Annotated in this window: 25 protein-coding genes; 12 read left to right on the top strand and 13 right to left on the bottom strand. The window is 66.4% G+C overall.

The window, feature by feature from the left end; all coding sequences use genetic code 11:
- Positions 1-23 precede the first annotated feature (23 nt).
- On the top strand, positions 24-935 hold the full coding sequence (locus tag M0208_RS06020) for a peptidylprolyl isomerase (RefSeq protein ID WP_258890819.1): 912 nt from the start codon (positions 24-26) through the stop codon (positions 933-935).
- 349 nt (positions 936-1,284) lie between these two features.
- Here M0208_RS06020 and M0208_RS06015 read toward each other — a convergent pair whose 3' ends face one another.
- From M0208_RS06015 to M0208_RS05985, 7 genes are all read right to left on the bottom strand, one after another.
- The gene (locus M0208_RS06015) at positions 1,285-1,866 is read right to left on the bottom strand and encodes an ABC-type transport auxiliary lipoprotein family protein (RefSeq protein WP_258890818.1); all 582 of its coding nucleotides are present in this window, start codon (positions 1,864-1,866) and stop codon (positions 1,285-1,287) included.
- Positions 1,867-1,874: 8 nt separating this feature from the next.
- Positions 1,875-2,840 (bottom strand): MlaD family protein, encoded by a 966-nt coding sequence (locus M0208_RS06010; protein ID WP_258890817.1) that lies wholly within the window; start codon positions 2,838-2,840, stop codon positions 1,875-1,877.
- Positions 2,841-3,701, bottom strand: coding sequence for an ABC transporter ATP-binding protein (locus tag M0208_RS06005; protein WP_258890816.1), 861 nt, complete (start codon positions 3,699-3,701; stop codon positions 2,841-2,843).
- The gene (locus M0208_RS06000; RefSeq protein ID WP_258890815.1) at positions 3,701-4,807 is read right to left on the bottom strand and encodes an ABC transporter permease; all 1,107 of its coding nucleotides are present in this window, start codon (positions 4,805-4,807) and stop codon (positions 3,701-3,703) included. Before M0208_RS06000 ends, M0208_RS06005 begins: the two co-directional genes overlap by 1 nt.
- A 67-nt stretch (positions 4,808-4,874) precedes the next feature.
- Positions 4,875-6,080 (bottom strand): DUF445 domain-containing protein, encoded by a 1,206-nt coding sequence (locus M0208_RS05995; RefSeq protein WP_258893179.1) that lies wholly within the window; start codon positions 6,078-6,080, stop codon positions 4,875-4,877.
- Between the two features lie 118 nt (positions 6,081-6,198).
- A complete protein-coding gene (locus M0208_RS05990) occupies positions 6,199-9,414 on the bottom strand; it encodes an efflux RND transporter permease subunit (protein ID WP_258890814.1) in 3,216 nt (1,071 codons plus the stop codon).
- 6 nt (positions 9,415-9,420) lie between these two features.
- The gene (locus tag M0208_RS05985) at positions 9,421-10,596 is read right to left on the bottom strand and encodes an efflux RND transporter periplasmic adaptor subunit (protein WP_258890813.1); all 1,176 of its coding nucleotides are present in this window, start codon (positions 10,594-10,596) and stop codon (positions 9,421-9,423) included.
- 227 nt (positions 10,597-10,823) lie between these two features.
- Here M0208_RS05985 and M0208_RS05980 point away from each other — a divergent pair, with 227 nt between their 5' ends.
- Complete coding sequence (locus M0208_RS05980; protein ID WP_258890812.1) at positions 10,824-11,552, top strand: SIMPL domain-containing protein; 729 nt, start codon at positions 10,824-10,826, stop codon at positions 11,550-11,552.
- A gap of 69 nt (positions 11,553-11,621) precedes the next feature.
- Here the strand turns inward: M0208_RS05980 and M0208_RS05975 are convergent, their stop codons facing one another.
- The 3 genes from M0208_RS05975 to M0208_RS05965 form a co-directional block, all read right to left on the bottom strand.
- Positions 11,622-11,894, bottom strand: a complete 273-nt coding sequence (locus M0208_RS05975) for a GlsB/YeaQ/YmgE family stress response membrane protein (RefSeq protein WP_258890811.1) — start codon at positions 11,892-11,894, stop codon at positions 11,622-11,624.
- Positions 11,895-11,984: 90 nt separating this feature from the next.
- Positions 11,985-12,284: a DUF1153 domain-containing protein gene (locus tag M0208_RS05970; RefSeq protein ID WP_258890810.1), complete on the bottom strand. Its 300-nt coding sequence runs from the start codon at positions 12,282-12,284 to the stop codon at positions 11,985-11,987.
- A 105-nt stretch (positions 12,285-12,389) separates the two neighbouring features.
- Positions 12,390-12,584, bottom strand: coding sequence for a hypothetical protein (locus tag M0208_RS05965; protein WP_258890809.1), 195 nt, complete (start codon positions 12,582-12,584; stop codon positions 12,390-12,392).
- A 172-nt stretch (positions 12,585-12,756) separates the two neighbouring features.
- Here M0208_RS05965 and mnmA point away from each other — a divergent pair, with 172 nt between their 5' ends.
- Both mnmA and M0208_RS05955 read left to right on the top strand, forming a co-directional pair.
- The gene (gene mnmA / locus M0208_RS05960; RefSeq protein WP_258890808.1) at positions 12,757-13,860 is read left to right on the top strand and encodes a tRNA 2-thiouridine(34) synthase MnmA; all 1,104 of its coding nucleotides are present in this window, start codon (positions 12,757-12,759) and stop codon (positions 13,858-13,860) included.
- Entirely contained in the window at positions 13,857-14,117 is a 261-nt protein-coding gene (locus M0208_RS05955) for a UvrB/UvrC motif-containing protein (protein WP_258890807.1), read from the top strand. The genes mnmA and M0208_RS05955 overlap by 4 nt, the downstream gene beginning before the upstream one ends.
- 143 nt (positions 14,118-14,260) lie before the next feature.
- On the opposite strand, the gene M0208_RS05950 is transcribed toward M0208_RS05955, so the two are convergent.
- The 3 genes from M0208_RS05950 to pdxH are packed head-to-tail and all read right to left on the bottom strand — an operon-like array spanning position 14,261 to position 16,586.
- Entirely contained in the window at positions 14,261-15,055 is a 795-nt protein-coding gene (locus M0208_RS05950; RefSeq protein WP_258890806.1) for a PhzF family phenazine biosynthesis protein, read from the bottom strand.
- Positions 15,052-15,999: a cation diffusion facilitator family transporter gene (locus M0208_RS05945; protein WP_258890805.1), complete on the bottom strand. Its 948-nt coding sequence runs from the start codon at positions 15,997-15,999 to the stop codon at positions 15,052-15,054. Before M0208_RS05945 ends, M0208_RS05950 begins: the two co-directional genes overlap by 4 nt.
- Entirely contained in the window at positions 15,996-16,586 is a 591-nt protein-coding gene (pdxH, locus tag M0208_RS05940; protein ID WP_258890804.1) for a pyridoxamine 5'-phosphate oxidase, read from the bottom strand. The genes M0208_RS05945 and pdxH overlap by 4 nt, the downstream gene beginning before the upstream one ends.
- A gap of 84 nt (positions 16,587-16,670) precedes the next feature.
- Between pdxH and M0208_RS05935 the strand changes: the two genes are divergently transcribed.
- From M0208_RS05935 to M0208_RS05900, 8 genes are all read left to right on the top strand, one after another.
- Entirely contained in the window at positions 16,671-16,922 is a 252-nt protein-coding gene (locus tag M0208_RS05935) for a type II toxin-antitoxin system ParD family antitoxin (protein ID WP_258890803.1), read from the top strand.
- Complete coding sequence (locus tag M0208_RS05930; protein ID WP_258890802.1) at positions 16,910-17,200, top strand: type II toxin-antitoxin system RelE/ParE family toxin; 291 nt, start codon at positions 16,910-16,912, stop codon at positions 17,198-17,200. The genes M0208_RS05935 and M0208_RS05930 overlap by 13 nt, the downstream gene beginning before the upstream one ends.
- A 64-nt stretch (positions 17,201-17,264) precedes the next feature.
- Entirely contained in the window at positions 17,265-18,152 is an 888-nt protein-coding gene (locus M0208_RS05925) for a Ku protein (protein ID WP_258890801.1), read from the top strand.
- 106 nt (positions 18,153-18,258) lie between these two features.
- Entirely contained in the window at positions 18,259-20,748 is a 2,490-nt protein-coding gene (gene ligD, locus M0208_RS05920) for a DNA ligase D (RefSeq protein WP_258890800.1), read from the top strand.
- A gap of 167 nt (positions 20,749-20,915) precedes the next feature.
- Entirely contained in the window at positions 20,916-23,393 is a 2,478-nt protein-coding gene (locus M0208_RS05915) for a circularly permuted type 2 ATP-grasp protein (RefSeq protein WP_258890799.1), read from the top strand.
- Positions 23,390-24,280, top strand: a complete 891-nt coding sequence (locus M0208_RS05910) for a transglutaminase family protein (protein WP_258890798.1) — start codon at positions 23,390-23,392, stop codon at positions 24,278-24,280. The genes M0208_RS05915 and M0208_RS05910 overlap by 4 nt, the downstream gene beginning before the upstream one ends.
- Before the next feature lie 56 nt (positions 24,281-24,336).
- On the top strand, positions 24,337-25,275 hold the full coding sequence (locus M0208_RS05905) for a DnaJ C-terminal domain-containing protein (protein WP_258890797.1): 939 nt from the start codon (positions 24,337-24,339) through the stop codon (positions 25,273-25,275).
- 5 nt (positions 25,276-25,280) lie between these two features.
- Positions 25,281-26,258: a YihY/virulence factor BrkB family protein gene (locus M0208_RS05900; RefSeq protein ID WP_408988081.1), complete on the top strand. Its 978-nt coding sequence runs from the start codon at positions 25,281-25,283 to the stop codon at positions 26,256-26,258.
- The last annotated feature ends 26 nt before the right edge of the window (positions 26,259-26,284 follow it).

The following is a 26,284-nucleotide window of genomic DNA, read 5'->3' as shown; positions in this document are numbered from 1 at the left end:
CCATTTTGCCCGCCGTTTTGTTGATGGCCCAAGTACCAGCGCCCGCGCCGCCGCCGCCTGCTGCGCCGCTTGCGCCGTCGGAGATCGTCGCTGCCGCGCCTGCAGCCGATTGGACGCCGATTGCGGCCGGCGACCTGCTGGTGATGGACCTTGCGCCGGGGGCGAACGGCGCGCCGCGGCGGGTGGTGATCCAGTTGATGCCTGCGCCGTTTTCTGAAGGGTGGGTCGGCAATATCCGCAAGCTGGCCGCGGCGCATTGGTGGGACGGGACGAGCGTCAACCGGGTGCAGGACAATTACGTCGCGCAATGGGGCGATGCGACCGAGAAGAAGGCGTTGCCGGGTGGTTTGGCGGTGCCGACCGAAGACGACTACGTCGTGCGGCGCGAGTTCGGATCGCCGCGGTCTCCAGTAACGCGTGCTTTAGGGCCGGGTAACGACGTCAACAGCTATGCGACGGTCTACAAGGGCTTTCCGCTGCAGACGATGGGCACGCCGGATTCAGTCACGAGTTGGCCCGTCCACTGCTACGGCATGGTCGGGGTCGGGCGGAACCTGTCGCCGGATACCGGATCGGGCGCGGAGCTTTATACCGTGATCGGGCATGCGCCGCGGCATCTGGATCGCAATATCGCGCTGGTCGGGCGGGTGGTGGAGGGGATCGAGCATCTCTCCAGCCTGCCGCGCGGGACCGAGGCGCTGGGGTTCTACAAGACCGCCGCGGAGCGGACGCCTATTCTGCGCGTGCGGATGGCGGGCGAGTTGCCGGTCAGCGAGCGACCGCGGTTCGAATATCTTTCGACCGAGAGCGCGACGTTCGCACGTTATGCCGAGGCGCGGGCGAACCGGCGGGATGCGTTCTTTATCCGGCCCGCTGGCGGGGCGGATGTGTGCAACGTGCCGGTACCGGTGCGGCGGGCGAAACAGGCGCGCTGACCGCCAAAGTTCACAAAGTTCACACCAACAAACGGGTTGCGGCCGGCGGGGCGGTTGCGGCGAATGTTGTCAATGTTGAGACGCCGGCGCTGATTTTGCGCGGGGGCGTCAACATTTGGAGGGGTAGTCTGGTCGTGAGAAAGAGCGCGGGTCCGAGAAGGATCGGCGATTGGTCTAACCCGTTGTTCGACTTGTAGGAAAGCGACAAATCTTGCTTTCGTCATTCCCGCGAAGGCGGGAATCCATCGTCGCTGGTCAAGCAGCATCAGCCGTCAGCGTCGTGACTATGGATCCCCGCCTTCGCGGGGATGACGAGAATGGGTTTGCGGATCGCACCCGCCCGCTGTCCTTACCGCCCCACCCAGTCCGCGACTTCGGCGGCGACCTGGTTCGCGCCCTGATTGAGCGCGGTGCCGACCGTCGTCGGGTCGACTACGGCGACGGGAACCTTCGCCTCGAAACGGCGCTTTTCCACGGTGCCGCCTTCGCCGCGGATCAGGGCGGCGTCATACGTCACTACTGCGCTCTGCGTTGCCGCGTCGACGCCGAAGCTGCGCAGTTCGCCCGACAGACGCGCGCCGGGGTCGGCGAAGGATTGCGCAGGGCTGAGCACGACGCGGCTGGTACGGGCGGCGATCGTATCGGACAACAGGCGCGCGAAGAGGCGGGCGGGGGGCTCGACCCAGAGCGCGTCCTTTACATAGGCGACCGACGTGGGCGAGGCCTGCACCGGCACACGCGCGGTGGTCAGGCTTTGCGGGGTGGCGGGCACCTGGATCGTGATCGACTTCGCGGTCGCGCCATTCTGTACCTGTCCCACGGGCACCATCTGCGTCGCGGTCAGATCGAGAAGTGACGCGGGCGGCTTCGCGCCGAAGCTGATGCACGCAGAAAGCGGCAGGAAAGCGAGCAGGACTGACAGCTTTTTCATCTTATGCCTCACTTGCTCGGCTTGTAGTCGGGAAGCTTCTGCTGGCCGATCAGCGATCCTGCGCCGTTGCGGTCGACCTTCTCCGCGACTGACGACAGTGCCGCCGACATCGTTCGCAGGTCGTGGACCAATTGTCCGACCTCCGGGATCGTCTGCTTCGAGAACGCCTTCAGGCCCGGACGCGCATCCTCGACCGCGCCGTTGAGCGAGTCCGCGCTCTTCTTGGCGGACAGGATCGCGCCATTGAGGTTGGCCATCGCGGGCTTGATGTCCTCGGCGATCAGGCCGTTGGTGGTCGCGGCGAGCTGGCCGATCTGTTCCGAGGCGACGCCCGCCTGCTGGATCGCGACGCGGGTCTGCGCCAGCGTCGCGGCGATTTCCGGTCCGCGATCGGCGAGCGCATCGGTTAGGCGGTTGGTATTGTCGAGGATGCCGGCGATCGACGCCTGATTCTTGTCGGTCAGCAACCCGGTCAGCCGTTCGGTCAGGGTCGACAGGCGTTCGAGCAATTGCGGCGCGGAATTCAGGATCGCGCCGAGGCCGCCGGTGCGGGTCGGGATGACGGGCACGCCTGCGGGGCATTCGCTGAGCGGGTTCGCCTCCGGGCAGACGATCGGCGCGGCGCCCTTGCGCGCGCCGTCGAGCGATACGGTCGACGTGCCGGTGAAGCTGCCCTGGATCGTCGCGGTCGTGCCCTGCAGGATCGGGATGTCCTCGTTGACAGCGATGCGCACGCGAACGAACTGCGGATCGGGTTTCCACAGCGTGATGTTCTTCACCTGTCCGGCGGGGACGCCCGAGAAGGTGACGGCGGATCCCTTTGCAAGGCCGTCGACCGATTGTTTGAAGAAGATGTCGTAATCGCGTTCATCCGCGCCGCCCAGCCGCGCGATCCACACCGTGAACAGCGCCAGCACGGCGAGCAGGATCAGCACGACCGCGCCGACCAGCACATGGTTCGATCGGGTCTCCATCTATCGCGTCCCAGCTTTCATAGACTCGGCCTTCATGGTTTCTTCGCTGCGGGCCTGATGGCCCTCCTTGGCGTCGATCGCCGCACGGCCGCGCGGGCCGTTGAAATATTCCTGGATCCACGGATGGTCCGTGGCGAGCAACTCGTCGATCGTCCCGATCGCGATGACCTTCTTGTCCGCCAGCACCGCGACGCGGTCACAGATGGCGTAGAGCGTGTCGAGGTCATGGGTGATGAGGAAGACGGTCAGCCCCAACGTCTGCTGCAGCGAGCGCGTCAGTTCGTCGAACGCCGCCGCGCCGATCGGATCGAGCCCGGCGGTCGGTTCGTCGAGGAACAGCAAATCGGGATCGAGCGCGAGCGCGCGAGCCAGGCCGGCGCGCTTCTTCATGCCGCCCGACAGTTCGGAGGGGTATTTCGGACCGGCTTCGGCGGGCAGGCCGGTCATCACGACCTTGTACGAGGCGATCTGATCGAGCAGCGCAAGGTCGAGGCCGGGGTAGAATTCGCGCAACGGCACCTGGACGTTTTCGGCCACGGTCAACGTCGAGAACAACGCGCCGCCCTGAAACAGCACGCCCCAGCGTTTGCGGATGTCGATCGCGTCGGTTTCCTCGCGGCCGATCGTCGGTTCGCCGAACACGGTGATGTTGCCCGCGTCCGGGGTCTGCAGCCCGATGATCGAGCGCATCAGCACCGATTTGCCCGTGCCCGAGCCGCCGACCACGCCAAGGATCTCGCCGCGACGGACGTCCAGGTCGAGGTTGTCGTGGATCACCTGTTCGCCGAAGCTGTTGCGCAGGCCGCGCACCTCGATGATGTGTTCGCGCTCTTTGCCGGCCTTGTTCTGTTCGGCGGCCATCAGTTCCACCCGATCCAGGTGAAGAACACCGCGAAGAACGCGTCGAGCACGATGACGAGGAAGATCGCCTGAACGACCGCGGACGTCGTGCGATTGCCGACCTGTTCGGCGTCGCCCTCCACCTGCATCCCCTGGAAACAGCCCGACATGGCGATGATCGCGCCGAACACCGGCGCCTTTACGAGGCCGACGTACAAATCGGTGATCGGCACGACTTCACGGATGCGCTGGATGTAGGTGACGGGGGGAATGTCGAGCTGGAGCCACGCGAGCAGCCCGCCGCCGATGATCGCGACCATCGAGGCGTAGAAGCCGAGCAGGGGCATCAGCACGATCGCGGCGATCGTCCGCGGCAGCACCAGCGCCTCCATCGGGGAGACGCCGATCGTGCGCATCGCGTCGATCTCCTCGGTCAGCTTCATCGTGCCGAGCTGCGCCGCAAACGCCGATCCGGAGCGACCCGCGACCATGATCGCGGTCATCAGCACGCCGAGTTCGCGCAGCGTGATGCGGCCGATCAGGTTGATCGTGAACACCTCCGCGCCGAACTGCCGCAGCTGCACCGCGCCCTGTTGCGCGATGACGATGCCGATCAGGAAGCTCATCAGCCCGACGATGCCGAGTGCGGAGACGCCGACCACCTCGAATCGCTGGACCGTCGCGTTGAAACGGAAGCGGCTGGGGTGGCGGATGACGTTGCCGAACGCGATCACCGTCGCGCCCATGAAGCCGAGCAGCCCCAGCATCGTGCGCGCGGCGGTGACGGTCGCATCGCCGACCTCGCCCATCACGCGTGTGAAGGGGGTGACATATTGCGGGCGCATGGCGACGGGCTTGTCCGCGGCCTGCACCTGTTCGAGCAAATTGCGCTGGCCGTCGGACAGGCCGTCGATCAACGCGCCCTGTTCGGTGGCGAAGCGGTGGACCACCCATGCACCGATCGTATCGATCCGGTCGATGCCGGACAGGTCGAGGCGGTCGACCTTGCCCTTATAGGCTTCGAGCCGATCGGGGAGGGTGCCGATCCGCGCCAGCGACAGGTCGCCGGTGAAGCGCAGCGTCCCGCCCGCGGTCGAATCTTCGCTGAAGTCGGCCATCGCGGTCATCGCCGCCTTCCTTGGTCGAAAGGCGCGGCGACGGCAAGCCGCTCGTATCGCGCGACGAAACGAGGCGTCAAAGCGCGAGGTCGATCGCGTGGATCAGCAGCCCGACAAGACCGCCGACGATCGTGCCGTTGATGCGGATGAACTGCAGATCCTTGCCCACCGCATTTTCCAGGCGGCGGGTGATCGTGTCGGCGTCCCAGCTGTGGACGGTTTCGGACACGAGTTTGACGATCGTGTCGCCGTAGTCGGCCGCTGCGCCGACCGCGGCGCGGCGTACGAAGCGATTGATCGTGCGTTGCAGGCGGACATCCTGTTGCAACGTTTGCCCGAGTTGCTTCAGCGCATCGCCGACACCGCCCGCCAGCATCCGTTCGGGATCGCGCGCGATCCGCAGCATGGCGGCGCGGGCCTGTTCCCACAGGCCGTTGATCCAATCCTGCATCGCCGGGTTTTCGAGCAATTCGGTCTTCAGCGCCTCGATCTTCCCGCGCATCGCTGGATCATTCTGGAGGTCGGCGGCGAGCGAGGTCAGGCCCTCTTCGGCCTTTCCGCGCAACGGATGGTCGGGGTCGGCGGCCATGTCGGCGATCATCTTGTTCAGGCCGTCGATGATCTTGTTCGACAGCGTCTCGTCGAGGCCAGTCCAGCGCAGGATCGATCCGGCGCGGTCGTGGACCATCGCGCGGACTACGGTCTCGTTGGCCTCCAGCACGCGCCCGGCCCAGCGGATGATACCCTCCAGAATCGGCAAATGGCGGTTCTCGGCGATCGCGGCCTGCAGCGCGCGGCCGAGGACGGGGGCGAGATCGATGCGGCGGACCTGCTGCACCATCGCGCCGCGGATCATGCCGCCGAGCCGTTCCTGATCGAGCGATTGCAGCACCTCTACCGCCAGGCGCGAGGTGCCGCGGGTGAGGCGCTTGCTGCCCGCGGTTGGATTGGCGAGCCAGCGGCCGGCGGCGGATGCCAGATCCAGGCGGCTCATCCGGCGCGCGACGACGCGCGGGATGAGGAAGTTATCGCGCAGGAAGGAGGCGAGCTGGTCGCCGATCCGGTCCTTGTTCCGCGGGATGATCGCGGTGTGCGGGATGGGGAGGCCGAGCGGGTGGCGGAACAGCGCGGTCACCGCGAACCAATCGGCCAGCGCGCCGACCATCGCGGCCTCTGCAAAGGCCTGGACGAAACCGAGCGCAGGATGCTGACCGTGCAGCGCGCGGGCGATCAGGAACACCGCCGCCATCGCGATCAACAGGCCGGTCGCGACGCGCCGCATCCGCACGAGCCCGGTGGGCGGCGGCTCCTGACGGGCGCGTCGGCGGACGATCGGGTTCATCGCCCCGACAATCCCCGAAAACGGGGATTGTTCAAGCGTGCTGCTATTCCGCAGGCGCTTATTCGGCAGGCTGGGTGCCGTCGTCGCGGTAGCCGATCCGTCCCGCCGGACCCGCGATCGCGCCGCCGCCGGGTGCATGGTCGATCGCGGGTACGGCGTCGTCGCCGGGCTTGTAGGTCAGCAGGCGACGGCCCAGCCACGGCCCGACGCGGCGTTCGACGCCGACCGCCAGACTGAAGACCGCAGGCACGATGATCAGCGTCAGCAGGGTCGACAGCGCGAGGCCGCCGATCACGACAACGCCCATCGGCGCGCGCCACGCGCCGTCGCCCGACAGCGACAAAGCGGTCGGGACCATGCCCGCGATCATCGCGACCGTCGTCATCACGATCGGCTGCGCACGCTTGTGCCCCGCATCGACGATCGCGTTATAGACGCCGACGCCCTTGCTCATCTCCTCCAGCGCGAAATCGATGACGAGGATCGAGTTCTTCGCGACGATACCGAGCAGCATGAGGATGCCGATGAACACCGGCAGCGACAATGCATGGCCAGTCGCCATCAGCGCCAGCAGCCCGCCGAGCGGGGCGAGCGCGAGCGACCCCATGTTGACGAGCGGCGGGAGCAGGCGGCGGTAGAGCAGGACGAGGACCGAGAACACGAGGAAGATGCCCGAGACGACCGCAATGGCGAAGCTGATCAGCATCTCCATCTGCCATTTCGCCTGCCCGACGCTCATCCGCTGCACGCCGAGCGGCAGGTTCTTCATCGCCGGCAGTTCGTTGACCTTCTTCATCGCGTCGCTGAGCACCAGGCCGGGCGACAGGTCCGCGCCGATCGTTAGCTGGCGCTGCTGGTTCAGCCGGTTGATCTTGGTCGGACCCGAGCCGAAGCCGATCTGCGCCACCACCGACAGCGGCACCGAACCGCCGCTCTGCGTCTGGACGGGCAGGTTCTCGATCGTGGCGAGGCGCGAACGCGACGACTGGTCGAGCGCGACGCGGATCGGGATCTGCCGGTCGCTGAGCGAGAAGCGCGCGCTGTTCTGGTCGATGTCGCCCAGCGTCGCGATGCGGATCGCGCTGGACAAGGCGCTGGTCGTGACGCCCAGGTTCGCGGCGAGATCGAGCCGTGGCCGGATGACGATTTCCGGGCGGTTCAGGTCGCCCGCGATGCGCGGCGCGAGCAGGCCCTGCAGCCCGGACATCTCACGCACGATCTTGTTCGCGGTGTTGCGCAGCTCGACCGGATCGTCGCCGCCCAGCGTGATCGATACGTCGCGGTTGTTGTCGCCCCAGCCGAACTGCGACTGGAAGTTGACGCGCGCGTCGGGAATCTTCGCGAGTTCGGGGGCCAGCGCGCGTTCGAATTCGGTCGACGTCTTGTCGCGCTTTTCCTTGAACTGCGCCGTCACGCGGCCGTTGCCGACGAACGCGCGGGTATAGACCGTCTCGACCTCGGGCTGTTTGCGGAGAATGTCGTAGACCTGCGTCACGACGCCCTGCGTCTGCGCGAGCGTGGTGCCCGGCGCCATCGTGATCGTCACGGTGCTGCGTTCCTGATCGGTCGCGGGCTGGAACTGCATCGGCAGCGCGGTGAAACACCAGATCGTCGCAAGGAACGCAAGGCCGCCCATGCCCATCACCCAAACGCGGTGATCGCGCAGGTATGCGGTGGCCTTGTGATAACCGCCGCGCGCGCGCGCCGCGTGTGCCTTCGATGTGACCAGCGTCCAGCGCAGCACCTTCATATACACGTCCATCAGCCAGCCTTCGCCGTGCTCGGCGTGACCGAAGGATTTGAGAAAGTAGGCGGCGATCATCGGCGTGATGAGGCGCGCGACGGCAAGGCTCATCAGCACCGCGACGACGACGGTCAGGCCGAAGTTCTTGAAGAACTGACCCGACACGCCGGGCATCAGGCCGACCGGCAGGAAGACCGCGACGATCGCCATCGTGGTGGCGAGCACGGCAAGGCCGATCTCGTCCGCGGCGTCGATCGACGCCTGATACGCGCTTTTACCCATGCGCATGTGGCGGACGATGTTCTCGATCTCCACGATCGCGTCGTCGACCAGCACGCCTGCGACGAGACTCAGCGCGAGCAAGGTCATGCTGTTCAGCGTGAAGCCCATCAGGTCCATGAACCAGAAGGCGGGGATGGCCGAGAGCGGAATCGCGAGCGCCGAAATGGCGGTCGCGCGCCAGTCGCGCAGGAACAGGAACACGATGAAGACCGCGAGCACCGCGCCCTCGATCATCGCGTGGATCGCGCTCTTATATTGCTCCATCGCATATTTGGAGCCGTTGATGCGCATCTTGAACTTGACCGCCGGGTTGCGCTTTTCAAGCGATTCCAGCTTTGCCTTCGCATCCTTGAACACGGTGACGTCGGACGCGCCCTTCGCGCGCTTGAAATCAAAGCTGAGCACCGGGCGGCCGTCGACCGACGCGGCGGAACGCTGTTCGGCGTAGAGATCGCGCACGACGCCGATGTCGCTGAGCTTCACCGTCCGCCCGTCGCCGACCGTGATCTGCGTCTGGCCGAGTTCATAGGCGTTGCGGGCGTTGCCGAGCACGCGCAGCGATTGTTCGGACCCGGCGATTTCGGCGCGGCCGCCCGCGGCGTTCAAATTCACCTGGCGCAATTGCTGATTGATCTGCGTCGCGGTCAGGCCCTGCGCGGCGAGCTTCGCGGGATCGAGGATGACGCGGATTTCGCGATCGACGCCGCCGTTGCGCTCGACCGAGGCGAGGCCGGGGACCGACAGCAGTTCCTTCGCGACGGTATTGTCGATGTACCAGCTGAGCTGTTCGACCGTCATGTCGGTGGCGATCGCGGAGAAACTGCCGAGATCGTCGTCGTTGATCTTCACCCGGCTGACCTGCGGCTCCAGGATGCCTTCGGGCAGGTTGCCGCGTTCCTGCGTGATCGCATCGCGCACTTCGTTGACCGCGCGATCGACCGGCGTGCCGATGTCGAGCTGGATAATCGTCGTCGAATTGCCTTCGCTGACGAACGACTGGATTTCGTCGACGCCCTCGATGCTGCGTGTCGCGGCTTCGACGCGCTGCGTGATCTGGGTTTCCAGTTCGCTCGGCGCGGCGCCCGGCTGGCTGATCTCCACCGCCACCGCGGGGAAATCGATGTCCGGTTCCTGGTTGATGTCCATGCGGTAGAAACTGACGATCCCTGCGACCGTCAGCATCAGGAACAGGACGATCGACGGGACCGGATTGCGGATCGACCACGCGGAGATGTTGCGGAAACCCATGTCGCGTCAGCCCTTTTTCGTCACCGGTGCGATCTTCTGCCCCGGGTTGAGGAATGCGCCTGCCGACAGCACGACGCGTTCGTCGCCGCCCAGACCATCGGCGATCGCGACCGTCGTGTCGGATACCGTACCGAGCCGCACGCCTCGCCGCTGCACCTTGTTCTGGGCATCGACGACGTACACGAAATTGCCCTGATCGTCGCTCATGATCGCGGATTGCGGCAGTTCGGGCTGGGTGCTGGTGCCGCCGACGATCGTGGCCGAGGCGAAGCCGCCGGGGCGGAGCGCCGGATCGTAGCTGAGCGCGACGCGCGCAATGCCTTGCCGCGTTTGCGGATCGATGATCGGCGCGACCTGCCACACTTGCCCGCTGAATTTCCGCACGTCGCCGACCGGAGTCACGGTAGCGCGCGCGCCGGGACGCAGCGTCACGAGGTCGCTTTCGGCCAGTTGCGCGCGCATCTCCATCTCGCCGCCCTTGGCCATGCGGAACAGGATGCCCGAACCTGCACCGATGATCTGGCCGGGTTCGACCTGACGCGTCAGGATCAGGCCCGCTTCGGGGGCGCGGATGTCGAGCCGGTCGTTGCGCGCGCGTTGTTCGGACGCGGTGGCCTGCGCGACCTTAACGCGGGCGGCGGCGGCGTCGCGCGTGGCTATACGGCGCTGGACGTCGGCCTGGCTGATGAAGCCGCGCCCGACGAGTTGCTGCGCGCGGTCGAGTTCGGCCTGCGCGAGGACGAGGTCGGAGCGCGCCACGCCGATCTGTGCGCCGAGACTGGCGGCGGTCTGTGTCTGGACGGAGCGATCGACCAGCGCGAGCACCTGGCCCTTGCGCACCCACTGGCCGGGTTCGACTAGCACGCGCGTGACCATCCCGCCTTCGCCCGCGACGCCGACCGGCATTTCGCGGCGCGCGGCGAGCGTGCCCGTGGCGCTGATCGCGCGATCGACCGGCTTGCGGCCGGGAACGACGACGGTGACGGTCGGCATCTGGTCCGCGGGCGCAGTCCCGGCCTTGGGCGCGGCGCTCGATCCCGACATCATCGACCAGGCGATGGCTGCCACCACCAATATCGCGACGACCGCGCCGATGATGATCCAGCGACGCCGCCGCGAACCGTTCTCGGGCGATTCGAGCATCAGACGCTCGCCGTCCAGATTTCCGGTTTCGTAGTTCATGCGCGTCACTTTCCCCATCCCGACCATGAGCGCCGGGCCGGTCGGTGACCCATTCGCTACGACGTGTATTATCGAAATAAATCACCGGCCTCAAGAGGCCGATTTTTCCCCGCGCGGCCCTTGCCAGATTCGGGCATCGTTCTCAAGCGATATACCCGTTCAGCTACGGTTGATCGTTTCGCAGGCAGAGCGGCGGAACCGATGTGAAACAGGGAGTTACCGATTCGATGCGCACGACCCTTATGCTGGCGGCGATGGCCGCCGCCCTTCCTGCTGCGAATGCCGGTGCGCAGGGTGCGCCGCCGATCGCGACGACCCCGGCCGATGCGACGTTGCTGGAGGTCAGCGCGATCGGGCGGACCGTCCGCACGCCCGATGTGGCGACGATCCGTGCTGGGGTGGTGACGCAGGCGGCTACCGCCGGCGCGGCGTTGTCCGAGAACTCAAACCGGATGGCGCGCGTCGTCGCGGCGCTGAAGGCGGCGGGCGTCGCGACGCGCGACGTGACGACCAGCAACGTCGGCCTCAGCCCGCAATACCGCTATGTCGAGAACCAGCCGCCGAAGATCACCGGCTATCAGGCGACGAACACCGTCACCGTGAAATTCCGCGACATCGCCAAGAGCGGCGCGGCGCTGGATGCGCTGGTGACGGCGGGCGCGAACCAGATCGACGGGCCGGCGATGTCGATCGACCGCCCCGAGGCGGCGCTGGACGAGGCGCGCACCGATGCGGTGAAGAAGGCGCGGGCGCGGGCCGAACTGTATGCGCAGGCGGCCGGGCTGCGGGTAGAACGGATCGCATCGATCAGCGAAAGCGGCGAGAATGCGGGAGAAGGGCCACGCCCGCCGATGCCGTATATGGCGCGCGCGGTGGCGCAGGATTCGGCGACCGTGGTGCTGCCCGGCGAAAGCGAGGTCACCGCGACGTTACTGGTGCGGTTCGTGCTTCGCTGATCCTTACACGAAAACGGCCGCCCGATTTCTCGGGCGGCCGCTTTTTCGTCAGTCGGTATGCGGTGCGGATTAACGCACGCGACCACGACGAACGAGGTTCACGATCGCGAGCAGGATCACTGCACCGACCAGCGACACCAGGAACGAGGTGATGGTCAGACCCGAATCGTTGATGTTCGCGCCGCCGATGCCGAGCGCGCTGCCGACGAAGCCGCCGATGAACGCGCCGACGATGCCGACGATGATGTTCAGGAAGATGCCCTGTTGTGCGTCGGTACGCATGATCATGCTGGCGATCCAGCCGATGACACCGCCCACGATGAGCCAGATGATGAAATTCATGAGAAACTCCCCTGCGTTAGCCCGACCACTTCCGGGCGCTGGGTCAAATACTCGCAGGGGGAATAGTTTGTTCCGTGTCCGTAACCTCAATCAGTATTTCTGTTGGCGTTCGTACAGCGTCTTGTAGTGCTGGATGCGGGTCACGCGCAGGCCGGGCATCCCGGAACGGTCGATCGCGCGCTGCCAGCCGGCGAATTCCTCGACCGTCAGATTGTAGCGTTCGCACACCTCGTCCACGCTCAGCAGCCCGCCGTTGACGGCGGCCACAACTTCCGCCTTGCGGCGCACGACCCAGCGCGTGGTGTCGGACGGCGGCAGGCTGTCGAGCGTCAATGGCTCGCCAAGCGGGCCGATGACGCGGGCGGGACGTATCTTCTGGTTCTCGATCATACTCAACCTCGGTTCGGGGCGGGGGGCCCCCTCTCCAATTCCAATATCGCCCGTTGTAGCGATGCGGATTCAACGCCGACTAAAGGGCCACGGTAAACAGACCCTTCATTCGTTCTTCCACTTCAACAATGTCCGCGCGACCGGGCCGTTGAATGCGCCGTCGACTGGCGCGAACAGCGCCGTCTCGAGTGCAGGCCGGGTGGCGCAATGATGCTCCAGCGCGGTCGGCGATGCGGCCTGACGTGCGGCGATATGCACCATCAGCACCGCCAGGTCGGGCGGCAGGACGGTGACGGCCACGTCCTTGTCGAACCGGGAAAAGCTTAAATCCACACGCACCCTTCACGCGAACACCGTCGTTCGAGTCGGGTGATAGGGGGTTGTGCTGAAGGTCCGGTAAAACCGGCTGAAACGCTTCCTTCATGGAGGTTACTTTGCGCAAGGAGCCGCGAGCGCCTATCTGAGCGCGATCATGGATGTAACGGATTTTCAGCTGGGCGGATCGCTTGCGGGCAAGCGCATTGTCGTCGCGATGTCGGGCGGGGTGGACAGCTCGGTCGTCGCGGCGCTGGCGCATGCGACGGGCGCGGAGACGATCGGCGTGACGTTGCAACTGTACGATCACGGCGAAGCGGTCGGCCGCGCGGGATCGTGCTGTGCGGGGCGCGATATCCGCGATGCGCGCGCGGTGTGCGACCGGCTGGGGATCGCGCATTACGTCTTCGATCACGAGAGCAGTTTTCGCGAGACCGTGATCGACAAGTTCGCTGACGAGTATTTGGCGGGGAGGACGCCGATCCCGTGCGTCCAGTGCAACATGGGGCCGAAGTTTACCGATCTGTTCGCGCTGGCGAAGGATCTGGGGGCGGATTGCCTGGCGACCGGGCATTATGTGCAGCGCGTCGAGGGGGCGGACGGGGCCGAACTGCACCGCGGGGCGGACCCGGCGCGGGACCAGAGTTATTTCCTGTTCGCGACGACTCGCGATCAGCTCGATTTTCTGCGCTTTCCGCTGGGCGCGTTGCCGAAGGCGCGGGTGCGCGAGATTGCGGGGGAGCTGGGGCTGGGCGTGGCGGGGAAGCCCGACAGCCAGGACATCTGCTTCGTGCCCGACGGCGACTACGCCGGGCTGGTGAAGAAACTGCGGCCCGAGGCGGATACCGCGGGCGAGATCGTCGATCTGGCGGGACGGACGTTGGGGCAGCATCGCGGGTTGATCCACTTTACCGTGGGGCAGCGGCGCGGGCTGGAGATCGGCGGCGTGCCGGAGCCGCTGTACGTGGTGCGGCTGGAGGCTGCGGCGAAGCGCGTCGTGGTCGGGCCGCGCGCGGCGCTGGCGGTCAGCGCGGCGCGGATCGAGCGGATGAACGTGCTGGGGCCGCTGCACGGCGCGCTGACCGCGAAGGTGCGGTCGATGGCGAAGCCTGTCCCCGCGCGGATGGTCGGCGAGCGGTTGGTGTTCGACGCGCCCGAATATGGTGTGGCACCGGGACAGGCGGCGGTGCTGTACGATGGCACCCGCGTGCTGGGCGGCGGCTGGATTGCGGAAACCGAAGCGGCCTTGGTCGCGGCGTGACGATCGACGAACTGCAGCGTGCGATGGAGGCCGCTGCGGCGGCGCTGGATTTCGAGGAAGCGAAACGGCTGCGCGACCTGATCAGCCTGGCGCGATCGTCGGGGGCTGATCCCGCGGCGATCGATCCGGCGGGGCTGACGCGGCAGGAGCCGGGCGCGATGGGGCTGGGGACGAGCCAGCAACGCCTGACCCCACCCCCGGGCTGGACGCCGCCGAAGAAGCCCGATCCGATGACCAGGGGCAAGCGGCGGCGTTAGTATTCTTGGCTACCACCCCGGCGCAGGCCGGGGTCCAGTTACGAAACCGCCGATCCTGAGAGGTTTGCCCGCGCCAACGTTGAACTTGGCAACTGGGCCCCGGCGTTCGCCGGGGTGGTGCTATTGCTTTGTAGTGACTGGGCCTACGGCAGCAGGAACGTGCCCTCGATCAAGGTGACGCACGCGCCGCCGAGGATCACGCGGTCGCCTTCCAGCCGACAGGTCAGCCGTCCGCCGCGCGGGCTGGCCTGGAAGGCGGTGAAGTCGTCGCGGCCGAGTTTTTCGGCCCAGTAGGGCGTCATCACCGCGTGCGCGGACCCTGTCACCGGGTCTTCGTCGATGCCGAACGCGGGAACGAAGACGCGGCTGACGATGTCGCTTGTTTCGCCGCGGGCGGAGACGATGACGACGATCGGGCCTTCGTTCGCCAGCGCGCGCTGGTCGGGTTGTGCCGCCAGCACCGCGGCTTCGCCGGCGACGATCACCAGCGCATAGCCCTTTTCATGCCACAGCGTCTCGATCGCGGCGACGCCGAGCGCGGCGACGATGCCGTCGAGCGGCTTGGGAGCGGGCGCCCAGGCGGGGAGCGCCATCCGATAGCTCGCGCCGTCACGCGCGACTTCGAGGATGCCCGCCTGCCGCGTGCGGAAGCGTACCTTGTCGAGCGTGGTATCCGACGACAGCACGAAATGCCCGCTCGCCAGCGTCGCATGGCCGCACAGCGCCACCTCGGCGGCGGGGGTGAACCAGCGCAGGTCGAAATCGGCTTCGTCATCCTTCGCGGGAATAATGAAGGCGGTTTCGGCGAGGTTGTTTTCCTCCGCGATCGCCAGCAGCGTGGCGTCGTCGAGCCATTTCCCGAGCGGCATCACCGCCGCGGGATTGCCCGTGAACGGCGCGTCGGCGAAGGCGTCGATCTGCGCGAAGGGGATTCTCACAGCCTTTTCCCGAACCAGTGCGGCGTGACGTCGGCCTCCACAAGCGGATTGTCGGTGTCGACATGACCCTCGGGATCGAGGTGGATTAGCACCTCCACGCGGGGGAAGACGTCGCGCAGGCGGCGTTCGACGTTTTCGACCACGTCATGCGCCGCGGCGACGGTCAGGTTGCGGTCGACCTCCATGTGGAATTGCGCGAAATCGTGTGCGCCGGCGCGACGCGTGCGGAAATCGTGGATGCCCTTCAGGCCGGGCGAGCGCGCGGCAACGTCGAGGAAGGCGGCGCGCTGATCCTCCGGCCATTCCTTATCCATCAGCATGTCGATCGCCTGGCTCGATGCCCGGAACGCGCCGAGGACGAGCCACAAGGCGATGGCGATGCCGAACACCGGATCCGCGCCCGACAGGCCGACCATCTGGTCCAGCACCAGCGCCGCGATGACCGCGACGTTCAGCAGCACGTCGGACTGGTAATGGACATTGTCGGCCAGGATCGCGACCGAACCGGTCTGACGGATGATGCTGCGTTGATAGGCGAGCAAGGCGAAGGTGGCGACGATCGCGACCAGCGACACGGCGATGCCGAGATTGGCATCCTCGTTCACCGCGGGATTGTTGAAGCGTTCGATCGCGCGCCACGCGATGCCGATCGCGGAGACGGTGATGAGCACGACCTGAAACAGCGCCGCCAGCGCCTCCGCCTTGCCGTGACCGAAGCGGTGATCGTGGTCGGCAGGCTCGGCGGCGAGCTTCACGCCATACAGCGTGACGAGGCTCGCGAGCAGATCGAGCCCGGTGTCGGCGAGCGAGCCGAGCATCGCGACCGACCCGGTATGCCACGCGGCAAACGCTTTCAGGCCGAGCAGGAAAACTGCCATCGCGACGCTGGCGATCGCGGCGCGCATCGCGAGCGGGATGATCCGGCGGCGTTCGTCGCGGGTCATGGGTAGAGCATCCCTTTGGTCCAGCCCCCATCCGGGCCAGCGCCGTCGCGGGTGAAGACGCGGCGTTCGTGCAGGCGGTGCGCGCGGTCCTGCCAGAATTCGAGTCGCTCGGGGGTAACGCGATAGCCGCCCCAGAACGGCGGGCGCGGCACGTCGGCGCCGTCGAAGCGCGCCTGCATTTCGGCGAAGCGCGCCTCGAACGTTTCGCGGTTCTCGAGCGGCCGCGACTGGTCCGACGCCCACGCGCCAAGCTGAGAATCGCGGCTTCGGGTGGCGAAATAGGCGTCGCTCTCGGCGTCGGTCACGTGCGTCACCGCGCCCTCGATCCGCACCTGCCGCCGCAGCGACTTCCAATGGAAGAGCAGCGCCGCCTGCGCGTTCGCCGTCAAGTCGCCGGCCTTGCGACTGCCGCGGTTGGTGTAGAACACGAAGCCGTCCGCGCCGTGGCCCTTCAACAACACCATGCGCACCGACGGCCGCCCGCCCGCGTCAGCGGTGGCCAGCGCCATCGCGTTGGGGTCGTTCGGCTCGCTCTCACGCGCCGCAGCATACCAGTCGTCGAACAGGGTGAAGGGATTTTCGAACATTTCAGAAGCCATATCGAATTCGGCAGCCTGTATCCACGATTGATCCTGTGTGCCGATGGAGCCATATTCAGTGCAGGAGCAGCTATGTCCCGAAGTCTGAAACTGAAGCCTGAAGACGAAGCAGGGATCGACCAGATGGTCGAATCCGGCCGCTACTCCTCTCGCGAGGCGGTTGTTTCCGAAGGTCTGCGCCTCGTTCGTGAACGAGAAGACTGGTTGGCGATGGTCGAAGCCAAGGTCGATGAGGGTCGCGCGGAAATCGCGCGGGGAGAAGGGCTGACGTTGGATGAGGTGTTCGAGCCGCTCCGTGAGCGGTATCGTAATTGGCCGCGCTGACCTTTGCGCCACGTGTTGCCGATGATCTGCGCGAGATTGGCGACTGGATCGCGCAGGATAATCCTGAACGTGCGATCACCTTCATCGAGGAATTGACCGCCGCTTGCCAAAATCTGATGGATTTCCCGTTGGCTTATCCGCCAATTCCCCGCTTCGGACTTACTACGCGGCGGTGCAATCACGGCTCCTACGCGATCCTTTATGATGTGGCCGACGATGTCGTGAAGATACTCGCTATCGTCCACGGCGCGCGCGACATCGATGTGATGGGATTCTGATCGCCGGAACGACTCGTCGCGCGGGGGATTGAATCGGCTTCGTAACGGTCGGGGACAATGCACGATGGCTGCACGCGCTTATTGGCAGGGCCAGATACGGCTCGCGCTCGTCTCGATCCCGGTCGAAATCTATTCCGCGACACGGTCGGGCGCGAGCATATCGTTCCGGCAGATTCATGAGCCGAGTGGCAAGCCGATCAGTTACGAAAAGGTCGTGACCGGCATCGGCCCGATCGACACTGACGAGATCATGAAGGGATATCAGGTCGAGAAGGGCGAATATGTCCTGCTGGATCAGGATGAGATCGACGCGGTGAAGCTGGAATCGAAGAAGACGCTGGAGCTGACGCAGTTCGTCGACGCCGACGAGATCGACGTGCTGTATTACGAAAAGCCCTATTTCGTGGTTCCCGCCGACGATCTGGCGGAGGAAGCGTTCATCGTGCTGCGCGAGGCGTTGAAGCGGACGAAGAAGGTGGGGCTGGGGCAGCTCGCGATGCGCGGGCGGGAGTATGTCGTCAGCCTGAAGCCGTGTGGGCGCGGGATGGTGCTGGAGACGCTGCGCTACGCCGACGAGGTGCACAAGGCGCAGGGGTATTTCCGCGATATTCCCGATGCGAAGCCCGACGGCGAATTGCTCGACCTGGCCGAGGCGTTGATCGCGAAGAAGACCGCGAAGTTCGATCCGGCGGAGTTCCACGATCGCTATGTCGATGCGCTGAAGGGGCTGATCGAGCGCAAGCGGAAGTCGAAGACGAACCGGAAGATCATCGACGACAAGGATGATGGCGGGGGGCGGTCTGGGTCGAACGTGGTCGATTTGATGGCGGCGCTGAAGAAGTCGATGGAGAAGGGCGGGCGGGGAGCTGCGGCGAAGGCTCCGGCGAAGAAGGCGGTGGCGGCGAAGAAGGCGGTGGCGGCGAAGAAACCTGCGGCGAAGAAGCGTGCGTGAACCACATCGGTCATTCCCGCGAACGCGGGAACCCATCTCCAGCACGTTCCGCCTGGCATGTTGCTGGCGATGGGTCCCCGCTTTTGCGGGGATGACGGCGGGTTAGGTGGCTATCCGCGACCCGCTCGCCGCGTACAACGCCAAGCGCGATTTCGCGAAGACCGCCGAACCAGCGGGCACGCTCGCGCCGGGGAATGGCAATTCCTTCATGGTGCAGAAGCACGACGCGACGCGGCTGCATTGGGATTTGCGGCTGGAACTGGACGGCGTGCTGAAAAGTTGGGCCGTCACGCGCGGGCCGAGCCTCGATCCGGGCGAAAAGCGGCTGGCGGTGCGGACCGAGGATCATCCGCTTTCGTATGCGACGTTCGAGGGGACGATTCCTCCACAAGAATACGGCGGTGGGACGGTGATGCTGTGGGACCGAGGTACGTGGTCGCCGATCGCGGGAAAAAGCGCGAAGGATCTGGATAAGGGGCATCTGCACTTCGTGCTGGATGGCGAGCGGATGAAGGGGGAGTGGTTGCTGATCCGGCTGAAACCGCGGGGCAAGGAGACGCGCGAGAACTGGTTGCTCAGGAAGATCGACGATGCGGCGGCGGGGGGTACGGATGTGCTGGTGGAGACGGCGCTGACGAGTGTGGCGACCGGGCGGACGATGCTGGAGATTGCTGAAGGTAAGGGGGCGAGCGCGAAAAGCCCTGCCAAAAAGCCGTCACCCCCGCGCAAGCGGGGGCCCATCGTCAGAGCCCAGTCAAAGCTGCGCGCGCCGGAGATGGGTTCCCGCGTTCGCGGGAATGACGCGGTTCCTTCGTTTTCCGCTCTTCAACTCTGCACCCTCGTAGACGCGGTCCCGACTGGTTCGGAGTGGCTGCATGAAGTGAAGTATGACGGCTATCGCGCGCTAATCGCGATCGACGGTGGCAAGGCAACGGTGTTCACCCGCACTGGCCTCGACTGGACTGACAAGTTCGCCGCCATTGCAAAGGCCGCCGCGGCGCTTCCCGTAACCACCGCGCTGATCGATGGCGAGATCGTCGCGTACAAGGATGGGCGGCCCGATTTCTCGACCTTGAAGGATGCGATATCGACCGCGGGGGACATGACGTTTTTCGCGTTCGACCTGCTGACCCTCGATGGCGAAGACCTGACGAAGCTGCCAAACGTCCAGCGCAAGGAGCGGCTGCGTCCGCTGATCCCGGACTCCGATCGCCTGCAGTTTGCCGAGCATATCGTCGGCGCGGGCGAGCAATTGTTCGAGACGATGTGCCGTGAGGGATATGAGGGCGTCGTCTCGAAGCGCGCCGATGCGGCCTATGCGGGAAAGCGGACGAAGAACTGGCTGAAGATCAAATGCACGCGGCGGCAGGAATTCGTGATCGTCGGGTGGCTGCCCTCGGAGAAAAGGGGCGGGTTCAAATCGCTGCTGCTGGGCGTGAACGATGACGGCAAGCTGCGCTATGCGGGGAAGGTCGGGGCGGGCTTTACCGCCGATCGGATGGAGGAACTACGCGGGCAGCTCGACCGGTTGGCGAGGAAGACGCCGACCGTCGAGGCTCCACGCGTGGCGGTGCGGGGGGCGAAATGGGTGACGCCGAAGCTGGTCGCCGAAATCGCCTTTGCCGAGACGACACCCGACGGCGTGCTGCGGCATTCGAGTTTCCTCGGGCTGCGCGGCGACAAGCCCGCCGAGGAAGTCGTGGTCGAAACGCCGGTCGCGGTCGATGCGCCGGCGACGAGCGTAAAGATCAGCAACCGCGACCGCGTGATCTTTCCCGAGGGGAAGACGACGAAGGGCGATCTGGCCGACTACTACGCACAGGTGGCGGCGATCATGTTGCCGTGGACCGCGAACCGCCCGGTCAGCCTGGTGCGCTGTCCGCAGGGGCGGGGAAAGCAGTGCTTTTTCCAGAAACATGACGCGGGATCGTTCGGCGAGCACGTCCACAAGGTGCCGATCCGCGAGAAGGACGGGTCGACCGAGGATTATCTGTACGTCGACAGCGCCGACGGGCTGGTTGCGTGCGTGCAGATGGGGACAATCGAGTTCCACGGCTGGGGATCGCCGGTGGCGACGCTGGAGCAGCCCGACCGGCTGGTGTTCGATCTCGATCCCGATGAGGGGCTGGATTTCGGCGATACCAAGAAAGCGGCGGAGCATCTGAAGAACCAGCTGGCCGAACTGGGGCTGACGAGCTTTCCGATGCTGTCGGGGGGCAAGGGCGTGCACGTCGTCGTGCCGCTGCGGCCGGATGCAAAATGGCCCGCGGTGAAGGATTTCGCGGATCGCTTTGCACAGGCGTTAGCGCAAGCCGAGCCCGAGCGGTTCGTCGCGACGATGTCGAAGGCGAAGCGCAAGGGGCGGATCTTCATCGACTGGCTGCGCAATCAGCGCGGGTCGACCGCGATCCTGCCCTATTCGGCGCGCGCGCGGGAGAACGCGCCGGTCGCGGCACCGGTGTCGTGGAGCGAATTGCGCGACATCGGTACTGCGGCGCGCTGGGGCGTAAGGAATGCGGCGGAACTGATCGAGCGGGCGAACGGGCGGGCGCTGGCGGGATGGGGTGTGGCGGATCAGGTGTTGCCGGATTTGTGAAGCACCCGTCATTCCCGCGAAAGCGGGAACCCATCTCCCCCACGTGCCCGGACCGACGCACCGGTGATGGATCCCCGCTTTCGCGGGGATGACGGGAAGTTTCATGTTGCACCCCAGCATCGCATGTCTAGGGTCCGCGCAGCACGCCACGACAGGGGAGTCGGCGCTTGGCGACGCAGCCGGTCCTTTTCGATGCCGCAACCCACGCCCGGCGCTGGATCGACGATTATTGCGCGCATTCGACCGGCGGCGACGTGCTGTGCGCCGATGCCGACCCCGCGTGGACGGCGATGTTCGAGGAGCTGTCGGCGGAGGTCGGCGACGATTTGGGCCATGCGCGCGAGCGCGCGCAGCGGCACGCCGCGGACATCGGGACAGGGTTCCGCATCATCGGCGAGGCGGATGAGCGGCCGTGGCCGTTGTCGCCCGTCCCGCTGCTGATCGCGGCAGACGAATGGGACGGGATCGCGCGCGGCATTGTCCAGCGCGCGGAATTGTTCGAGACGATCGTCGCCGATCTGTATGGCCCGGCGACGTTGGTATCGCGTGGCTTGGTCCCCGCTGCGCTGGTGACGGGCAGCCCGTTCTTCCTGCGACCGCTGGTCGGGCTGGAGCCGCCGGGGGGCAAGCATCTGCATTTCGTCGCGGTCGACCTGGGGCGCGGGCCGACCGGCGAATGGCGCGTGCTGGCGGATCATCTGCGCGCGCCGTCGGGGGCGGGCTATGCGCTGGAGAACCGGCTGGCGGTGAACCGCACGATGGGCGGATTGCAGGAACGGCTGTCGGTGGCGCGCCATGCGCCGTTTTTCGCGTCGTTTCGCGACGGGCTGGCCGCGCTGTGCCGCCGCAGCGATCCGCGGATCGGGTTGCTGACGCCGGGGCGGTACAACCCGAGCTATGCCGAACAGGCGCATCTGGCGCGCTATCTCGGGCTGCTGCTGGTCGAGGGGGCCGATCTCGCCGCGCTGGAGGACCGCGTCTATGTCCGCACGATCGGCGGGCTGAAGCGGATCGACGCGTTGTGGCGGCGGCTCGATCCGCGATTGCTCGACCCGCTGGCGTTCGACACACATTCGCAGATCGGGGTGCCGGGGCTGATCGACGCCTATGCCGAGGGGAACGTCCTGCTGGCCAATGCGCCCGGCGCGGGCGTGCTGGAGGCGCCGGCGTGGAACGCGTTCCTGCCGGGACTGGCGACGCGGCTGACCGGCGATGACCTGCATCTGCCGAACATTGCGACGTGGTGGTGCGGTGGGAAGCGTGAGCGCGAGCGGGTGGTGGAGGAGTTCGACCACCTGCTGATCGGCAGCGCGTTCGGGGCTGCGACGTTGGGGCTGCCGGGGGATGCTTCGGTCGCGGGGGCGGAGTTGTCGCTCGAACAACGCGCGAGGTTGCTGGCCGATATCGCGCGGCGACCGCAGGATTATGTCGGGCAGGAGATCGTCCGGCTGTCGACGATGCCGGTCGTCGCGGGCGACGCATTGGTCGCGCGGCCGTTCACCCTGCGCGTGTTCGCGGCGCGCGGTCCTGATGGCGAATGGACCGTGCTGCCGGGCGGCTTCGCGCGGATCGGCGAACATCCCGATCCGCGCGCGGCGGTTATGGGGGAGGGCAATTGGTCCGCCGATGTATGCATTCACGGCGCGGAACCGGTCGTGCCGGTCTCGCTGCTGCCCGCGCCCGATTCGCATCATGTGCGGCGCAATCCGGGGACGTTGCCGAGCCGGGTGGCGGACAATTTCTTCTGGTTGGGGCGCTATCTGGAGCGCGGCGAGGCGTTGCTGGCGGCGATCCGCGTGATGCTGGGCAATTCGATCGACGCCGACGGCGGGGCGGCGCTGGGGCCGGAGACGGTCGGCAAGCTGGTCGGGCTTATCGTCGCATCGGGCGCCGCGCCGGCGCCTGCGGGGTTGCGGCGGAGCGATCTGGCGCAGTTCGCGCGCACCGCGATGGAGGCGGTCGATGGCGGGTGGCAGTCGGTCGCGATGATGAACCGCCATGCGCAGGCAATCGGCGAGGGGTCGCGCGACCGGTTGTCGGCGGACATGATCCGCCTGCTCGACGCGCCGTTTCCGACGCAGCGCGGGATGCTCGATCGCGCCGGCACGCTGCAGCGCCGCTATGCCGCGATCGCCGGGCTGTCGGGCGAGCATATGGGGCGGACCGCGGCGTGGCGGTTCCACGATCTCGGGCGGCGGATCGAGCGCGCGGCGGCGATCACGCGGGCGACGCGCGCGTTCGGGCTGCCCGGCGCGTCGCTCGACGATCTGTCGACGTTGCTTGACCTGGGGGACAGCCAGATCAGCTATCGGCAGCGCTATCTGACCGGAATCGCGCGCGTGCCGGTGGTGGATCTGGTGGCGCTCGATCCGGGCAATCCGCGCGCGCTGGCGTTTCAGGTCGAGGCGATCTGCGAGCATCTGAAGGCGTTGCCGGTGCTGGAGGATGACGGCATGGCCGAGCCACAGCAGGAAGAGGCGACGCAATTGACCGCGCGCGTTTCGGTGGCGACCGCCACGACGCTGGACGTGGAAACGCTGAACGATGTGGAGCGGCGGCTGGGGCGCGTGTCCGATGCGGTGGCGCGGCGGTACTTCCTGCAGGGCGCGGAGCCGCTTCGGGCCGGGGGCCTTACGCTGGCGTGATCTACGATATCGTCCATGTGACCCGCTTCGATTACGGCGCGCAGGTGAAGTTTGCGCGCTGCAACCTGCGGCTGAAGCCGATCGACTGGCCGGGACAGCGGCTGGAGACGTATGAGTTGCAGGTCACGCCGTCGGGCCGGCTGTCGCCTGCGCACGCCGAGGCGGGGCTGGCGAACGTCACGCGGCTGGTGATCGACGAACCGGTGCGGCGGCTGACGATCGAGAGTATCGCGCGTGTGGCGGTCGACCGGCTGGTGCCGGTGCCTGCGGCGGATGATCCGACGCTGGGTGAGGTTGCGGCGCTGGCGCGGGACAGCCGCGATCTGTCGGCGGCGGGACCGGCGAGTTACCTGTTTCCGTCGCCGCTGATCCCGCTCGATCGCGATATCGCGGCATGGTGCGCGAGCGATCTCGATCCCGGCCGGCCCGCGCTGGAGGCGGGGATCGCGCTGGCGCGGCGGATTCAGGACGAATTCGAGTTCGACGCCGCCGCGACGCTGGTCGACACGCCGCCGCACGAGGCCTTCGCGCAGCGTCGCGGAGTGTGTCAGGACTTCGCGCAGATCATGATTTCGGGGCTGCGCGCGGCCGGGCTGCCCGCGGCCTATGCCTCGGGCTACATCCGCACCATACCACCGCCCGGCCAGCCGCGGCTGGTGGGGGCGGATGCGACGCACGCGTGGGTCTTGTTGTGGTGCGGGCCGGTGCGCGGATGGATCGGGCTCGATCCGACCAACGGCATCTGGATGGCGGGCGACCATGTCGTGATGGCGGTCGGCCGCGACTATGCCGAGATCGCGCCGGTAGATGGCGTCGTGCTGGGATCTGGCGCGCAGTCGATGGACGTCAGCGTCGACGTCGCGCCGCAAGAAGAGCTGGTTGCTTGATTGCGCTTTTCGCGGGATCGCCCCACATAGCGAGGTAATACACCAACGGGGACCAGATGGCCGATCCTTATCAGACCTTAGGCGTAGCGCGTGGCGCGTCCGAGGCCGACATCAAGAAGGCGTATCGCAAGCTCGCCAAGGAGCTGCATCCCGATCGCAACAAGGACAACCCGAAGGCGTCGGAACGGTTCAGCAACGTCACCAATGCGTACGATCTGCTGAACGACAAGGATAAGCGCGCGCGCTTCGATCGCGGCGAGATCGATGGCGACGGCAATCCGGCGTCGCCATTCGGCGGCGGGTTTCAGGGCGGGGCGCGGCCGGGGGCGGGCGGCTTTCGCGGACAACAGTTCGATTTCGGCAACGGTGCGGAAAGCCCCGACGTGTCGGATATCTTCGAAGGGCTGTTCGGCGGTCGCGCCGCGGGTGGGGGCGGTTTCGCCAGTGGTTTCGGCCGTCGCCAGCCCCCGGCGAAGGGCGCGAACGTTGCGTACAAGCTGCGTGTGCCGTTCATCGATGCCGCGGCGCTCAGCCCGCAGCGAATCACGCTGTCGGACGGCAAGACGATCGACCTGAAACTGCCCGCGGGCGTCGAGGACGGGACGCAGATGCGGCTCGGCGGCAAGGGCGACCAAGGGCCGGGCGGCGCTGGCGACGCGATCGTGACGATCGAAATCCAGCCGCACCGTTACTTCACGCGCGACGGCGACGACGTGCGGATCGACCTGCCGATCAATCTGGCGGAAGCCGTCACGGGCGGACCGGTGAAGGTGCCGACGGTCGAGAAACCGGTGATGCTGAACGTGCCGAAGGGCGCGACATCGGGCAAGACGCTGCGGTTGAAGGGCAGGGGTTTCCACAAGAAGGGCGGCGGTCGCGGCGATCAGCTGGTCACGCTGATGATCGACATTCCAGCCGACGATTCCGCTTTGACTGATTTTGTCGCGACTTGGGGCGGCAAGGAAGGGAACCCGCGCGCCGCAATGGGCGTCTGAACGGCGTGACCCAGACCACTACCCCGGCCGTAATTGACGCCCCGCTTACCCTGACCCCCGAGGATCGCGGTCGCCACCGTGGTCAGGCGCGGCTCCGGCTCGATCGACAACTCGCGCATCTGCGACCCGGCAGCTACGCTTTCGAGGTTCTGAAGCGGGCTGCGCTGGGCGTCTATACCGACGGGTTTATCCACGCCGGCAACCTTGCCTATCTGGCGCTGATGACGGTGTTTCCGTTCTTCATCGTCGCCGCGGCGGTGCTGTCGCTGGTCGGGCAGAGCGCGGAGACGCAGCGCGCAGTCGCGTCGTTCCTCCACGTCCTGCCGCCCAACGTCAGCGACATCTTGCGCAAGCCGATCGCCGACGTGCTGGTGGCGCGGACGGGATCATTGCTTTGGCTGGGCGCGCTGGTCGGGCTGTGGACCGTGGGCAGTTTCGTCGAAACGATCCGCGAAATCTTCCGTCGTGCCTATGGCACGCGCAGTTCGCAGGCGTTGTGGCGCGCGCGGCTGGGCTTGAGCATCGCGATCGTCGCGTCGGTCATCCTCGCGCTGCTGTCGTTCCTGGTGCAGGGCATATTGGTCGCGGCGGAGCAGTTCATCTATCGCCTGCTGCCGTTCGCGCAGGACGCGGCGGGGTGGATCGGCCTGTCGCGGATCATTCCCGGACTGGTGATGTTCGGCGCGCTGTACCTGTTGTTCTATAGCGTGACGCCATCGAAATACCGCTACACCGACAGCCGCAAATGGCCGGGCGCGTTGTTCACCACCGCGTGGTGGGTGGGGATGACCGCGGGGCTGCCCTTGGTGTTGTCGCAACTCGGCGGATACGATCTGACCTATGGCAGCCTGGCGGGTGTCGTGGTGATGCTGCTGTTCTTCTATCTGATCGGATTGGGCCTGGTGTTCGGGGCGCATCTGAACGCGGCACTGGCGGAACCGCCCGAAGCGGCGCTAGAGGAAGCGACGAACAAGGCGGCGTGAGCGCGTCGTAAAGTCGAAGGGCAATT

It is taken from the genome of Sphingomonas sp. SUN019 (genome assembly GCF_024758705.1).
GTDB lineage: Bacteria > Pseudomonadota > Alphaproteobacteria > Sphingomonadales > Sphingomonadaceae > Sphingomonas.
The sequence above is the reverse complement of the archived record's forward strand: the minus strand, read 5'-3'. Positions and strand labels throughout refer to the sequence as shown.